Annotated in this window: 12 protein-coding genes and 1 riboswitch; of the genes, 6 read left to right on the top strand and 6 right to left on the bottom strand. The window is 33.8% G+C overall.

What is annotated here, in order from left to right; genetic code table 11:
• The first annotated feature begins 42 nt into the window (after positions 1–42).
• Positions 43–2,601, top strand: a complete 2,559-nt coding sequence (locus tag CLAU_RS02910; RefSeq protein WP_013239197.1) for a SpoIID/LytB domain-containing protein — start codon at positions 43–45, stop codon at positions 2,599–2,601.
• A 109-nt stretch (positions 2,602–2,710) separates the two neighbouring features.
• Here the strand turns inward: CLAU_RS02910 and asrB are convergent, their stop codons facing one another.
• The 6 genes from asrB to CLAU_RS02880 all read right to left on the bottom strand — a co-directional run bounded on the left by asrB (position 2,711) and on the right by CLAU_RS02880 (position 10,106).
• A complete protein-coding gene (gene asrB, locus CLAU_RS02905; protein ID WP_013239196.1) occupies positions 2,711–3,499 on the bottom strand; it encodes an anaerobic sulfite reductase subunit AsrB in 789 nt (262 codons plus the stop codon).
• The gene (gene asrA / locus CLAU_RS02900; protein WP_023161900.1) at positions 3,499–4,557 is read right to left on the bottom strand and encodes an anaerobic sulfite reductase subunit AsrA; all 1,059 of its coding nucleotides are present in this window, start codon (positions 4,555–4,557) and stop codon (positions 3,499–3,501) included. The genes asrB and asrA overlap by 1 nt, the downstream gene beginning before the upstream one ends.
• A 51-nt stretch (positions 4,558–4,608) precedes the next feature.
• Positions 4,609–5,277 carry a TorD/DmsD family molecular chaperone gene (locus tag CLAU_RS02895; RefSeq protein ID WP_023161899.1) on the bottom strand — a complete coding sequence of 223 codons (669 nt, stop codon included), beginning with the start codon at positions 5,275–5,277 and terminating at the stop codon, positions 4,609–4,611.
• A complete protein-coding gene (locus tag CLAU_RS02890) occupies positions 5,278–5,892 on the bottom strand; it encodes a 4Fe-4S dicluster domain-containing protein (RefSeq protein ID WP_013239193.1) in 615 nt (204 codons plus the stop codon).
• Positions 5,892–8,567 carry a molybdopterin-containing oxidoreductase family protein gene (locus CLAU_RS02885; protein ID WP_023161898.1) on the bottom strand — a complete coding sequence of 892 codons (2,676 nt, stop codon included), beginning with the start codon at positions 8,565–8,567 and terminating at the stop codon, positions 5,892–5,894. Before CLAU_RS02885 ends, CLAU_RS02890 begins: the two co-directional genes overlap by 1 nt.
• Before the next feature lie 636 nt (positions 8,568–9,203).
• A complete protein-coding gene (locus CLAU_RS02880; RefSeq protein ID WP_023161897.1) occupies positions 9,204–10,106 on the bottom strand; it encodes a LysR family transcriptional regulator in 903 nt (300 codons plus the stop codon).
• Positions 10,107–10,262: 156 nt separating this feature from the next.
• Between CLAU_RS02880 and CLAU_RS02875 the strand changes: the two genes are divergently transcribed.
• From CLAU_RS02875 to CLAU_RS02855, 5 genes are all read left to right on the top strand, one after another.
• A complete protein-coding gene (locus CLAU_RS02875) occupies positions 10,263–10,763 on the top strand; it encodes a TspO/MBR family protein (protein WP_013239190.1) in 501 nt (166 codons plus the stop codon).
• A 466-nt stretch (positions 10,764–11,229) separates the two neighbouring features.
• A riboswitch (TPP riboswitch) is annotated at positions 11,230–11,337 on the top strand.
• A gap of 90 nt (positions 11,338–11,427) precedes the next feature.
• Positions 11,428–12,087, top strand: coding sequence for a thiaminase II (gene tenA, locus CLAU_RS02870; RefSeq protein WP_013239189.1), 660 nt, complete (start codon positions 11,428–11,430; stop codon positions 12,085–12,087).
• 4 nt (positions 12,088–12,091) lie between these two features.
• Entirely contained in the window at positions 12,092–12,844 is a 753-nt protein-coding gene (locus CLAU_RS02865) for an ABC transporter ATP-binding protein (RefSeq protein WP_013239188.1), read from the top strand.
• The gene (locus tag CLAU_RS02860; protein WP_023161895.1) at positions 12,841–13,584 is read left to right on the top strand and encodes an ABC transporter permease; all 744 of its coding nucleotides are present in this window, start codon (positions 12,841–12,843) and stop codon (positions 13,582–13,584) included. The genes CLAU_RS02865 and CLAU_RS02860 overlap by 4 nt, the downstream gene beginning before the upstream one ends.
• Positions 13,581–14,606: an ABC transporter substrate-binding protein gene (locus tag CLAU_RS02855; RefSeq protein WP_013239186.1), complete on the top strand. Its 1,026-nt coding sequence runs from the start codon at positions 13,581–13,583 to the stop codon at positions 14,604–14,606. The genes CLAU_RS02860 and CLAU_RS02855 overlap by 4 nt, the downstream gene beginning before the upstream one ends.
• Positions 14,607–15,113 lie beyond the last annotated feature (507 nt).

The raw sequence follows: 15,113 nt of genomic DNA, 5'->3' as shown, positions 1-15,113 counted from the left end.
ATACTTTACTAAAGGCCAAATTATCTGGAGGGGGGATGGTTTATGTTCAAACGATATTTCCTAAGTTTTACAACATTTACTTTTTTTATTGCTATGCTTTTAATTGCCTTTACACAAAAAGCTTATGCTTATCAAAACAGTGGTTACTTTAATAATGTAAAGGTAGGACTTTTAAGCATGTCCTCTACCACTATTGCTGTTAAATTAAATGGAGATTATACTTTAAATGGACAAGTATATTCATCTGGATCTATTTTAAATCTTGGGATAAGTGGAACAAGTATCACACTAAATGGAGTAGTACAGAGTCAGATTACTTTAACTCCCAATAATAGCTCTAACTTGGTAACACTTACGTCTGGTTCAGTGTCAAATAAGTACTTAGGCTCCTTTTCAATTAAGTTTTATAATGGAAAAGTTTTGCCTATTAATATGATTGACATTGAAAGCTATCTAAAGGGTGTAGTAGGATATGAATTGGATAATAGCTGCCCAATTGAGGCCTTAAAAGCACAAGCAGTGGCAGCAAGAAATTATGCAATATCACGAATAGGATATGCTGCAGCTAATGGCTATGATTTTGATGATACCCCAGCTTATCAGACATATAAAGGTTACGATGCAAATCTTACTAATGTGATTAGTGCTGTGGATCAAACTAAAGGACAAGTTCTTTTATACAATGATAAATTAGTGGAGACCTTATATTCCGCTTGGCATGGGGGAGTTTCAGAAGATAGTGAAAATGTATGGGGAAATTATGTCCCATATTTACGATCTGTACAAGATCCCTTTGAAAAATTACCTTGGCCTAATGGCAACATAGTATTGACCAATTCACAGATACAAGCAATTTTAGTAAATAGGAAATATATAGCTTCTACAGATACCTTTGTAAGTTTAGATTTAAGTTCAATAACTAAATTTACAAGTGGTAGGGTGTCAAACATTAATATCATTTATAAGGATGCAGCAGGATCGGTGCAAACAAAATCTGTAACAAATGATTGTACAAGAACTTTCCTTGGATTGCCAAGTAACCTTTATACTGTAACTTATGATGCAGTAAGCGGAGCTTACACTTTTTCAGGAATGGGAAATGGACATGGTCTTGGAATGAGTCAGATCGGAGCTAAAAACAGAGCTAGTGCAGGACAAACTTATGATCAAATTTTAAAATTCTATTACCAAAATGTATATTTGCAGAATCTCATTACAAGTGCTATCTTAAATAACTTTACTCAAAGCACAAATAGCTTGCTTATTGGAAACACTATTTCCTTTAATGCAGCGGCAACATCTGGTAGTGGAACTTATCTATATAAGTATGTAGTAACAAATGGAACTAATGTTGTATACACAAAAGATTATAATAATATTTCATCACTAGATTATGTACCAAGTACTCAAGGAAATTATACTGCGCAAGTTTATATGAAAGATCAAAATTCTACAGCTGATTATGATGATACAAAGACATCTTCTTTTATAGTTTATGGAAACCCTGTTATAAACAATTTAACTACTAATAAACCACAATATTTGACTGGACAAACTGTTAATATAAACACAACTGCTGCGTCAGGTTCTGGGGGTTACCTTTATAAGTATGTAATTTCACTAGGTGGAACAACTTTGACGACTGTAGATTATAGTAAAAATGCAAGTTTAACTTATAAAGTAAATAGTGCAGGAGATTATAATATAACAGTGTATATGAAAGATTCACTTTCAACAAAGGATTATGACGGCATGAAAACTATAGCTGTTAAAGTGTATGATCAACCTACTATGACATATACTAGTACACAAAATTTTATCTTTATTGGAGGCACTGTGAATTATACTATAAGTGAAGTAAATGGTTCCGGCAGTGCACAATATAGGTTTGTAGTTATGAATGGAAGCAGCATAGCAGCCGATAGTGGTTATTTAAGTTCAAATACTTTTAGCTTTAAACCTGCAGCTGCAGGAAGCTATCAAGTAATAGGATACCTTAAGGATTCACTATCCGAAAAGGCCTTTGATGTTCAAGGTACCTTGAATTTAAATGTATATAATCCTCAAATCAAAAATGTAAATGTAAGTGGATACTTTTATGTAGGAACTATATTAAGTTTTTATGCTAACAGTACAGGGACAAGTCCTTCTGGAATGAGCTACAGATATGAGGTATATAATAACGGAAAGATAGTGGCATCCAGTAATTTCAGCACTTCCAGCACATTTTCATTTACACCTGCTGTAAGTGGAACTTACACAGTTAAAGTTTATGGCAAGGATGGATTAAGTACAAAGAGCTATGATAGTATAAAGCAGTTTAATATTACAGTAAATAGTAAGCCTTTGTATATTTCTACATTGCCTTTAAGTTTAGGGATGACAAGTAGTGATGTAGCAGCACTGCAGAATGCTTTAATAAAATTGGGATATAATGTTTCTGGTGCTACAGGATATTTTGGAACCCAAACTAAAAGTGCAGTAATAGCTTTTCAAACAGATGCAGGAATACCAGCAAGCGGAACAGTGGGAACTTGGACTTATAGTGCATTGAATGATGCTCTTATAACAAAATCAGGAATAAAAAATTTAAGCTTTTAATGAAAACAGGAACTTTGATATTTATTCAAGGTTCCTGTTTTTAAGGATGAATTTTTACTCAATTATTTTAATTTTAAAATCTTCAAATTACCTGTCTTCAGGTCCTCCATTAGTCCAGCAAGTTTTTAGCTTTAGTATAATTAAAAACAGGTCCTTCAAGGCAAACGTAAGTTTCATTTATCTTACAGTGACCACATTTACCTACTGCACAAGACATTTTTCTTTCAAATGATACCCACATTTTAGAATCTTCAACACCATTTGCAAGTAACTCCTTACCTGCAAAATGCATCATTATTGGAGGTCCAACCATAACTACATTGTAGTCTTCAAAACTACTAAATGGGATTTTTTTGATGTGTGCAGTAACCATTCCAGTTTCAAATCCCTCTGCTTTATCATTATCTAAGGTGCAGATCATATTGAATTTAGTTTTGAATCTTTTGAGATCATAATCAAATAAAACGCAGTTGATGTCTCTGAAACCTACAATTACATTAACTGATTTGATCTCATCTGGGTGATCGTAAAAATAGTTCAAAATAGTTCTAACTGGAGCCAGGCCGGTACCGCCAGCAATTACTATCAAATCCTTGTTTTTAAATTTATCTATTGGCCAAGAGTTCCCATAAGGTCCCCTCATAAACAACATATTTCCAGGTTTTAGAGCAAAAAGACCGTTAGTAAGTTGCCCTACTTTTCGGATAGTGAACTCAATCCAGCCATCTCCTTTGCCACTTACAGATATTGGAGCTTCACCTACTTTGGGGATTGATAGTTGAAAAAATTGGCCGTGCTTGGTTTCAATGTTACACTCTACCCTGAAGGTGTATTCTGCATTAGTTTCATGTATGATATTTAGAATTTTATGTGGTGACGGTAGTGTGATATTTTTCATTATTTAGTCACCTCCGTAGATGCTTTTTTCTCACTTGATATTTTTGCTACTTCTTCACTCAATTTGCTTATAGTATCAGAGAATGAAATCTCTTGTGGGCATCGTTTAACACAGCGTCCACATCCCACACACATATGTTCATCTCCACCAAAACGGAAATTGTAATCATAAACCTTGTGTAAGGTTTTAAATCTCATCCTTTCACCAGCTGTATTTCTAACACCATGTCCACCAGCCATAATTGTGAAATCTTCAAGCATACAGGATGACCAGACTCTTCTTCTCTCTCCGTTAAGGCTGGTTTCATTATATATGATGTCCCTGGTATCGAAACAGCTGCATGTCATGCAGACTGTATTGCAAGCACCGCAGCTTAAACACTTATCATTGAAGTCTTTCCAAAATTCCAAACTGTACACTTTTTTCAAAGTGTCGGTGCTATCGATTTTTGGTAAGTTAACCTTTTTTTGATTGCTTTGAACAAACTCAGGAGTAAAGTTCCTTGAAATTTCGCCGTCAAAGTATTTTTTGAATTCATTATTTTTGATTTCTACTAGTAAACCATTTTGCTCGAACCTCACTGCTGCACTGTAATTGTCAGTTTGATTTGAACCCATGGAAACACAGAAGCAATTATCAAACCCTTCCCGGCATTCCAACATAAAGATTTTTAATTTATCACGCAGCCGTTTATAATAAATATCCTCCTGATTACCATTTTTAAGAAAAATGGTGTCTAATCTCTTGATGCCGTTAATATCACAGGGACGTGCAAAGAGAATGATATCTTTACTATCGTCAATACTACTTTCTTTACAATTATCTTCAGTAAAATAAAGAAGCGTCTGACTAATAGGATAAAAGACTTCCTTCGGTGAAAAATCGGATTTTTCATCATAAACGATCTCTGATACCGAATTAATTTCATCGTAACGTATTAAATCGGTATTAGGCTTCCAACCGCGGTTTTTAAAACGCTTTGGAGCATAAATTTTATATTCCTTTTTTAGTTCATTGATTATTTGATCCATTCTTTCCGAACTTACATAGTAACCCAATGATTAATCCTCCTATCTTTCTATAAATTCTTTTACAACACATATTTATATTCAATCTGTCAAACTTTTTAGAATTGTATAATCCAAGTCCAAGTAGCTATCAGTGATTTTTCCAATCCCTTTATAAAATTTTGTATCAGCATATTTTTCTATATCAGAACAAAATCTAGGAACCCAATTTAACAGATGCTTACTTAGAAAATCCATCTGCTCTTTTACACAGGACAGAAATTTTGATTCATCCTGTGTGCCTAAAATGTATTGTGTCTCATGGCATAGAAAAGCCATAAATTCTAGTTCTAAAGATATATGGTCTTCATAAAATTCCGATCCTTCATCATAATTTTTTTTAAGACCTTTTGCAGCATATATCGCCTTTACTTGATCATAAGCATCTTGCATAATAATCTTTTTCCTACTGGTATATACTGATTCGTATGGGAAGGCAGCAGAGCCATCCGCTATACCTGCAGCAAGAAAAATTTTTGCATAGTCGCTGGCTAGGTCGGTAATCGGATCACTGCTGCAATTATCGAGATATTCTCTAAGTATCCGGTATCCTTCACTGAGTTTAGTTTGGCAGCATTCTACAGGAAAGCTCATAGCTTTCATTTGTGTAAGTAACGGTTCATCTATTTCTATTTTATAAAGACGTACCAAAAAGCGATATAGATTTTCACGGTTTTTCATAAGCTTCAAGGAATCCGATTTTCTATCCACCTATCTTTTCCTCCCATCTTGTTCGTTACACTCCTGTGGAATAACATCAATCCATTTGTCATGGCGCAAAATGTATCGAACAGAAGGATGATTGCCAAAATCACGAAGACTGTATACATTTTCACTTCCGGCTTCTTTTAGTGCTATTGATACATCGCTATTAGGATCGTTGATATCACCGAAATATAGGGCTCTGCTGGAACAAGTTTTTACACATGCAGGTTTTTCGCCATTTTGTGTTAAATGAGAGCAAAGAGTACATTTATCCATTACCTTCATTTCGTTGTTGAAGTTGTTTATTTCGTAAGGGCAGGCTCTATGACAGCTTTTACAACCAATACATTTTTCTTTGTCAATAACAATAACACCATCCTCACTACGTTTATAGCATGCCCCTGTAGGACAGACTTTGACGCAAGCAGGATCCTCACATTGCTGACACATCACTGGTAAAAAATACATTTGTATATCTGGATATGTTCCTATGGGGCCTATGGTCAATAATTTGTTCCTTGAGGAGCCGAGAGCAACCCCATTCTCCATTTTACACGCTACCTTGCAGCCATAGCAGCCAATACATCTATCTACATCAATTACCAAAATATTCTGTTTCATTACTTAACCACCTCCGTAGGATCAGATGGCTGAGGAAGCCATGCCTTAAACTGCTCAGGTTTTGTCCAGACACCTTTTGGCGGACCATCATCGGCTCTTGAAATTTTTACAAGATAGCCTCTTAAAGTGTACGTTCCAACAACATCATTAAATGGAGCAGTTGATTTTGAAAGTACATTGACGTTCATTTCACGCCATCCTTCGGTCTCAGTATGATAATTTTCAGGGAAGGTAAAACGTTCCATGTATACGGTTCCGGAATTTATGCCTTTTGTTACATTAGCTTTTGCTTTAATCTTGCCCCTTAGAGATTCTACCCATACCCAGTCTCCATGGGAAATACCATAAGTTTTTGCAGCTGTAGGGTGAATCCATATTTCAGGCACAGGGTACATCTCTCTTAGCCATGGGACATTTCTTAATGTATTATGATGATAAAAAGGAATTCGCCCATTGGTCATAACTAAAGGATACTCTTTAGCCAGTTCACTGCCTTCAAGAGGACTTTCAGAAGGCTCTAAGTAGTATGGCAGTGGATCATAGTCCTTTGAAGCAGGAGGTAATTTATATGTGGAATAAGGCATTCCTGTTCTTCCTAAAGTAATCAGGCTTTCCAAGTAAATTTCAATTTTCTTAGAAGGTGTATCAAATCCTCTTGCCGTACCTGTCTTTGGATCGATCTGCTTGTAAACATAGTACTGTTTCCATTCATTTTTAGGCAAGAATTCAAAAGGAGCTTTTTTCTTGAATTCATCCCATGTCATATCAAAAACACTTGTACAACGATTAAGAAGTTCTTCCATGCTATTCCAGTAAGGAAGATCAGCGCCCATATATTCTTCATCAAATGATTTCTTACAGTTTTCGTGTCCGAGTTCTGCACAGCGTTTTGCCAGCTTTGACCAAAACAACGTTTCATCCATGGTTTCCCATAGGTGGGTAACAGCTTGTCTAACAAAGATTTTATTACAGGATTCTACAGGCATATCTGTTTCTAGCCATTCTGATGCGGGCAGGAGTAGGTCTGCATAGTTAGAGAATGAAGTAGGATACATGTACATATGTACAATAAAATCCATTTCTTTAAGAGCAGGAACCCATGATGCACTCTCGGCAACAGCACCTAACTTATTACCAGATCGTTCAATCCATACTCTTGGTTTATAAGGTTTTCCGGTAATAATTGCATCCCTAACACTGGAAGGTTGAGCTGCCCACCATTGAAGAAGCCCTTTGTATTCGGTACCACCCAGACGCTTTTTTAGTTGTTCTTCAGGAAGCATTTTCTGGGCAGGTGGGACTATATACGTTAAAACAGGTGTAGCACCACTTGTTTCAAAACGCTGCATAAGCGTTCCTGGTTTTTCAATATTACCCATTAGTGCATTTAGGTTAACTGCTGCCATGGCTGCTTGTACTGAATTAGGGCTTTGGTCGGTGGCAACGCCTAGGTTAAGACCTGAAGGAGAGTTTTGTGTGTATAAATTAATAGCTTCTTCAATCTTGTTTACATCAAGCCAACAGGTTTTTGCTGCCTTTTCAAGAGTATAAGGTTCAACCCTTTCCTTTAAAAGCTGAAAACCAGTTTTACATTCAATTCCGTTCACCATGAAAGTTCCTTCAAGTGCAGGGGTTAGGTTATCATTCCAAGGATAGGCAAGCGGCTTAGCTGAGTTAGTTTTTGTATCCCACACCATAAAGGTATCCGGAATTTTTGGGTTATTACTTTTATTAGCACGTAATAACATCTTGGTTTTGACGTTTACAAGATAGGGAAGATTTGTCCACTTCATGACGAAATCTTCATCGTAAAGTTTTTTATCAATGATGTAGCGTGTCCAAGCCAGCATGAGCGCCACGTCGCTTCCAGGCCTTATAGGTAACCAAACATCAGCTTTGGCTGCATCTGGAGTCATACGAGGGTCGATTACAACGGTTTTTACTCCATTGGCACGAAGGTCTGCAACGGCGCCTCCGCCCATTGCAGGACTGGAGTATGAAGGAGCGGATCCCCACATGACTAAACATTTGATTGGTGTTTCATCGGAATCGTAAATTTCTAGACAGTTTGAATCGGCGATACTGTAGTCCGAACCGCCGTACATCAGGCCATTGGCTAACGTACGTGGTAGATAACATTGAGCACAACCAGGCTCAAACCAGTTAGGAGTACCAAATACATTACAAAATCTAGAGATACTCCAAAACTCAGGGTTTCCACCTCCTCCGGTAGAGCATATTACAGCTTCTGCCCCATACTTTTCACGGGTTTCCATAAGCTTATTGGCAAGAATGTCAATAGCTTCATCCCAAGAAATACGCTTCCATTTATTTTCACCTCGTTTGCCAACTCTCAGCATTGGATACTTATTACGATTTGGATTATAAAGAGCTTGTATACCGGAGAGTCCTTTGGCGCACATTGATCCTTTGTTCATTGGGTTCTCAGGATCGCCTTCAAGCTTAATTACTCGTCCATTCTTAACATGTGCAATAACACCACAATTGGAAATACATGCTCTACAACATGTTCTGACGATCTTAGTAGCGGATGATGCATCATCCTGGACTGACTCACTTTTTACTAATCCACTTGAGCCGTTAACAGCTGATGTAATTCCTGTTATGTTTGTTGCATTAAGAAAATCGCTTCTATTCGTTTTTTGATTTTCCATTTATTTACCTCCTTTACTACTAATAGGCTTAGATAATTGTGTGCATATTTTGTGAATAAATTAATTATCTAATTTTAAGATACCACCTTATATGTTGGCTTTCCAATTCAAAAAAAGCTGATTGCTTATTCCAAAAATGAATAATTGGCTTTATTTCGTTTTCGAATTGTTTATCAATGAATCTTACTTAGTGGGAAAATCAGATATCCCAAATCTTTGATTTGGTGATAGTCGCTTTCGCTGTGTGCAATCAGATATCCCAAATCTTTAATTTGGTGATAATCGCTTTCACAGAGTGCGTGGGAGTATTACAGTAGGTAGCCATCAGATAAATATTAATTTATAGCTCATATTTTTATTAGCTGTATTATACAGGTAATTCATGTAAAATGATTTGTGATGAAATAAAATAAAGAGGACCATTGAGTGGAATTCATATTGGACTTGAATAAAGTAGCAGCAAGTTCATTTGTTATTTTTTGATCTATAAACTTGATGTTATAGAATGCTTATATGGAGTACAATTAAATTTTAGATTATGTATGGATTATTTGTGTAAACTCCAATTTAGAAATTTAGATATGATTAATAATATGTATCAAGTAGAAAAACAGGATTTTATGTTATAGAGAACTTCTAAGATTTATTTTTGTCATTTGCCATTTTAGCTATTAACATATTGACTAGTTCGTTAATCTTAGGATTCTTTTGACTATGTTTATTAATAAATGCACCTAGTGTAATTGAAATACTAGGTGAAAATGGTATTAAAACAACATTATTAAATGATGAATTACTTGCTAGCTTACGTGTTATTAAAGCAGCACCATAGTTAGCTTCTACACCACTCAAAATAGTTTCGGGTCTTCCTCTAAATATAATATCTGGAGCAATATCATGTTCATCAAAGAAAGCCATACATAAGTTAGATATACATGTATAGGGTTCCATTAACATAAGAGAAGAATTTTTTAATTGTTCTGGAAAAATAAAATGCAATTTTGCTAAAGGAGTATCTTTGTGGACAGCTAAAACAATTTCATCTTCAGCAGCAGGAATAAAAAGAGTTTTACTATTAGCTAGATTTTCTCCATACCAATAAGTTAGTGCTATATCAAAACTATTATTTTGCAATCTATGAAATAGTCGTGGTTCTTCTAGTTCTACTAAATTGATTAGAAAAGAAGGATTCTCTAATTCAAAGCGACTCATTGGAATATACAAATCAAAGTTACCAATAATAGGTAAAGAAAGTACTGTTATTTTATCTTTATATCCAGGCTGTAGTTTTTTGGACATATATTCTAAACGATAAATCTCGTCTAATGTGTGCCTAGCTTGAGGTAATAATCGTTTTCCTTCAATTGTTAATTTTACACGTCTATGTTTACGATTAAAGAGTTGAACACCTAATTCATGTTCTAATGCTTGTATTTGTTTACTAACAGAAGATTGAGTAATATTTAGCTCTAAGGCAGTTTCCATATAACTGCCAGTATCTACTACAGTTATAAAATATTTTAATTGTTCTTCTGTCATTTTACCTCACCTATTCTGCTTTTTAATTAATTATATAATAACTTGAAATTGATTACAAGTATCATTTTCACATAGGATTCTTTCACTTAATAGCTATTATATTTTTCAGAATAAAAGTCTTTTCTTTAAAATATAATAGCAGTAGGAGGTGAATTTATGTTTTGTAATATATTTAAGGTAAATGGAGAAAAACATATTGGAAAACTTATTATAAGTATTATAATTGCAGAAGGAGTCGGAGCTATTAGTGCTTTTTTAGGAATGTCTAATCAAGAAATGTACAGTCAGCTTGTTAAACCTGTGTTTTCACCACCTGGTTGGATATTCCCTATAGTGTGGATTATTTTATTTTTTCTTATGGGTACAGCTGCATATAGAATATGGATTAGAGGAAAGCAAGGAGAAGATGTTAAGAGAGCACTGGTGCTGTATGTTATTCAATTGGCATTAAATTTTATGTGGACAATTATATTTTTTAGATTTCAGTTATATGGTTTAGCTTTTCTAGAATTGATGATTTTGTTAGTATTTATTTTAATGACGACTTTTGAGTTCAGTAAAATTGATAAAACAGCAGCTTATTTAATGATACCATACATACTTTGGGTGTCATTTGCAGGTATATTAAATTATGCAATATGGATGCTAAATAAATGACATATATAATTAGGTATTACTTTGAAAATATTTAATATTTTATATATTCACTCTTGAATGTTAAAATTAATTATTTTACGTTCAGAAGTGGATTTTTGTTTTTAAAGATATGTATCAATGAATCTTACTTAGTGGGAAAAGCAGATATCCCAAATCTTTGATTTGGTGATAGTTGCTTTCGCTGTGTGCAAGCAGATATTCCAAATCTTTGATTTGATGATAGTCGCTTTCTCTTTAGAGTTTTGTTTCTCCCACTAAGTTTAGATGAATTATCTAGGGGCGTAGCTACTGTTATCTCCCACTTTGATAAAAGTGGGAGTGTTACAGTAGGTAGCCATCAGATAAAAGGATTAAACTTTGCTATAATATAACATGTGTTTAAATTTGAGACTCTTTAGCATGTTGACCAATTTTTGTTATTGTAGTAATATAAAAATTGTATATATAATGTAAAAATTAAATAGATTTAATATCCCAGGGGGGCTGGTGTTACCGGCTGAGAGTAAGAATATAATTCTTAGACCCTATACCTGATCTGGTTAATGCCAGCGTAGGAAGAGGTTTTTATGTAGTTGATAAATAAAAGGTACAAACTTCCTAAGAGGTTTGTACCTTTTATTTTAATTAATAATGTGTATGTCAGATGAAAAAGGAGAAACTTATTATGAAAACATCTATGAAATTATACGAAAGCGTAAAAGACATATGGAATTCTTACTATGAACATCCATTTGTAAAGGGAATAGGAGAGGGAAACTTAGAAATAGATAGATTCAAATTTTATATGATTCAGGATTACATATATCTTTTTGATTATGCAAAAGTGTATGCATTAGGGGTGGTAAAAGCCAGTGAAGAAAGTATAATGCAGGGGTTCTCAAAGATGGTGGACAATATATTAAATGGAGAAATGAATATTCATAGGCATTATATGAAAAAAATTGGTATTAAAAAAGAGGAAATAGAAAATGTTAAAGCTTCTATTGAAAATATTTCGTATACAAGTTATATGCTGTCTGTATCTCAAATGGGAGATTTAATGGATTTAACTACTTCTCTTTTAGCTTGTATGTGGAGTTATTATTTAATTGGTAAAAAGTTGAGTAAAATAGAGGGGTCACTGGACAACGAGTTTTACGGACAGTGGATAAAAGGATATATATCTAGTGATTATGAAAAGGAGACTAAGTGGGTGATAGATTTGTTAGATTATTTGACGGAAAATATATCGGAAAAGAAATTTAACAGGTTAAAGGAAATATTTATAAATACAAGCAAGTATGAATGTATGTTCTGGGACATGGCTTATAACAAGGGGATGTGAAATCATGCTGGAATTTAAAAATGTAAGCTTCAAATATGAGGAAGATCCTGATTTCATTATAAAAAATCTCAATTTTAATGTGGACAAAGGGGAATTTATAAGTATAGTAGGTCCTAGCGGATGTGGGAAAAGTACTGTACTTAGACTTATTTGTAAGCTGGAAAAGGCTTTTGAAGGAGATATAATTTTAAAAGATAAAAATATAAATGATTTAAAAGGTTACATAGGATACATGCCGCAAAATGATCTTCTTATACCCTGGCGAACTATACTTCAAAATGTATATCTTCCTCTTGAAGTTAAAGGTGAAAATTTGAAAGAGGCACAGGTTCAAGCAGAAAAAATGTTAAAGGATTTTGGACTTGAAAAATATAAAAATAAATACCCGAAGGATTTATCAGGAGGTATGCGGCAGAGGGCGTCTTTTGCAAGAACTCTACTTACGGGAGCAGAAGTGCTGCTTTTGGATGAACCTTTTAGTGCATTGGATGCTATAACAAGAGTTTCTATGCAGGAATGGATCATTGATAAATGGCTAGCTTTAGATAAAACTATATTATTTATAACCCATGATGTAGAAGAAGCTCTTTTTTTATCAACTAAGATATTTGTTACATCTGAAAGCCCAATAAGAAAATTTAAAGAAATAAAAGTGCCTCTCAACTATCCAAGGACTAGAAGTATGATAGACACACCTCCTATATTAAAGATAAAAGAGGAACTTATAAATGAACTAAAAAAGGGGGTTAGGCTGTGAAAAGGTATAGATCATCCATAATAGTTGCCCTATTGTTTTTTGCAATATGGCAGGCTCTAGCAATGTATATAGATGCAATGTATATACTGCCTTCTCCTACTGCTATTTTAGAAAAAATATGGGAACTTAAAGATATTTTATTTTTAGTACATCTTCCTGCTACTCTTTTGATTACTATTGAGGGACTTTTAATATCTATAGTGCTTGGGGTAGTGCTTGCTGTGGCTATGAATATAAGTGAAAGAATACAAAGGGCTCTCTATCCAATTGTAATTGTAACTCAAACAGTTCCAATTACTGCACTTGCACCTATATTCATACTTTGGTTTGGATATGGTATATGGAGTAAGGTACTTGTAACGGTACTTATAACATTTTTTCCTATAACTATAAATGTATATGATGGACTTCGTTCTACAAGAAAAGATATGGAAGAACTTTTAATTACCTATGGTGCTAGTAAAAAAGATATATTTATGAAGTTAAAGTTTCCAGCTTCACTTCCTTACTTTTTTTCTGCACTTAAAATGGCAGTACCTTTAAGTGTAGTGGGGGCAGCTGTAAGTGAGTGGCTTGGAGCAGAAGCAGGTCTTGGATATTTTAGTAAGAGAATGATGACACAAATGGATGGCGCAGGAGTGTTTGCACCTATTGTCATATTATCACTAGCTGCTCTAATTTTAGTGGAAATATTAAATGTTTTAGAAAATAAAATAGTAAAATGGAGGAATGAAGTATGAAAAAAAATAAATATTTATCTCTTGTAATTGCATTCTTATTGATGGCTGTTATATTAGGAGGATGTGGAAATAGCAGTGATTCATCAAAAGGTAAGGATGGCAAGTTAGAAAATGTGGATTTAGTACTTGATTGGTATCCAAATGCAATACATAGTTTTATATATGCTGCTATTAAAAATGGATACTATAAGGAAGAAGGACTTAATGTAAACATTAAATTCCCATCAGATACTACAGATCCTCTTTCACTTCCAGCAGCAGGAAAAGCTACTATTGGAATATACTATCAACCGGATATTGTAATTGCAAGAGCAAATCAGGGGGTTCCTGTAAAATCCATAGGAGCTATTGTACATACACCGCTTAATGTAATAATAGCTTTAAAGGAAAAAAATATAAATTCACCTAAAGATCTTCAGGGAAAGACTGTAGGTTATTCAGGGAATTCTTTAAATGTTCAATATGTAAAAACTATGGTAAAAAAAGAAGGGGGAGATCCAAACTCTGTTAAAATGGTTGATGTAGGATTTGATTTATTATCTTCTATGGTAACTAAAAAAGTAGATGCAACTACGGGAGGACTTATAAATCATGAGGTTCCAGTACTTCAAAATGAAGGACATCCTGTAAATTACTTTGATCCTGCAAAGTATGGAGTGCCAAATTATTATGAAGAAGTATTTGTAACTAGTGACAAAACTCTTAAGGAAAAACCTGAAGTGCTTAAAAAGTTTATGAAGGCATCTCAAAAGGGATTCGAATATACTAAGAAAAATCCTAAGGCAGCTTTAAAAATACTTATGGACAACCAGAAAAAAGATAGTTTTCCTCTAGTACAATCAGTAGAGGAAAAAAGTATGAATATACTTCTTCCTAAGATGGAGTCAAATGGTGAGCCTTTTTTGAGTCAGGATAAAAGTGTTTGGCAGAACAATATAGATTGGTTAAAAAAACAAGGTCTTCTAAAGAAAGATATAAAACCAGAAGATCTTTATGTAAATATTCTGGATAGCAATAAATAAAAGGAGATTTTCTAAACAAAAAATCAACTTATACTCCGAATATTTTTTACAACCTTCAGTTCGTTAAATATTTTGATAAGTCTAAGTAAAAAATTCTAAAAAAACTAAGAACTTTTGAAAACTCGTACCTCAGACAATTCAAAAGCTCTAAGTTTTTACGAATTTTTTCTTAAGACTTATATACAAAATATTTAAAAGAACTTCATTATTGTAAAAATATGTCTGCGTATAAGTTGATTTTTAAGTTAGAATACATATATATAGATCGTAAAGTTTAATTGTAGAGTTAACTATCTATACAAGAGTTTCTGATTGAAATTTAAACTTATACATAAAATATAATGACAAAATTGAAAGCACATTTAAAAACTTTTCCATAAGTCTTAGCGAGGTATTTTAGAAAATCTTAGGAGCTTTGATATGTCTGAGGCACGAGTTTAGCTAAGATCCTTAGATTTTCAAAATACCGAGCTTTAGACTTGTCAAAAGTTTTTATTGTGGTGAAAT

Origin of the sequence: Clostridium autoethanogenum DSM 10061 (assembly GCF_001484725.1) — a bacterium.
Classification (GTDB): domain Bacteria; phylum Bacillota; class Clostridia; order Clostridiales; family Clostridiaceae; genus Clostridium_B; species Clostridium_B ljungdahlii.
The sequence above is the reverse complement of the archived record's forward strand: the minus strand, read 5'-3'. Positions and strand labels throughout refer to the sequence as shown.

What these genes read in the sequence shown, in the direction of transcription:
- CLAU_RS02890 (WP_013239193.1), bottom strand. Translation starts at nt 5,892, where the DNA reads ATGAAACAGAATATTTTGGTAATTGATGTAGATAGATGTATTGGCTGC.
- CLAU_RS02885 (WP_023161898.1), bottom strand. Translation starts at nt 8,567, where the DNA reads ATGGAAAATCAAAAAACGAATAGAAGCGATTTTCTTAATGCAACAAAC.
- tenA (WP_013239189.1), top strand. Translation starts at nt 11,428, where the DNA reads ATGAAAACATCTATGAAATTATACGAAAGCGTAAAAGACATATGGAAT.
- CLAU_RS02855 (WP_013239186.1), top strand. Translation starts at nt 13,581, where the DNA reads ATGAAAAAAAATAAATATTTATCTCTTGTAATTGCATTCTTATTGATG.
- asrB (WP_013239196.1), bottom strand. Translation starts at nt 3,499, where the DNA reads ATGAAAAATATCACACTACCGTCACCACATAAAATTCTAAATATCATA.
- CLAU_RS02880 (WP_023161897.1), bottom strand. Translation starts at nt 10,106, where the DNA reads ATGACAGAAGAACAATTAAAATATTTTATAACTGTAGTAGATACTGGC.
- CLAU_RS02910 (WP_013239197.1), top strand. Translation starts at nt 43, where the DNA reads ATGTTCAAACGATATTTCCTAAGTTTTACAACATTTACTTTTTTTATT.
- CLAU_RS02875 (WP_013239190.1), top strand. Translation starts at nt 10,263, where the DNA reads ATGTTTTGTAATATATTTAAGGTAAATGGAGAAAAACATATTGGAAAA.
- CLAU_RS02865 (WP_013239188.1), top strand. Translation starts at nt 12,092, where the DNA reads ATGCTGGAATTTAAAAATGTAAGCTTCAAATATGAGGAAGATCCTGAT.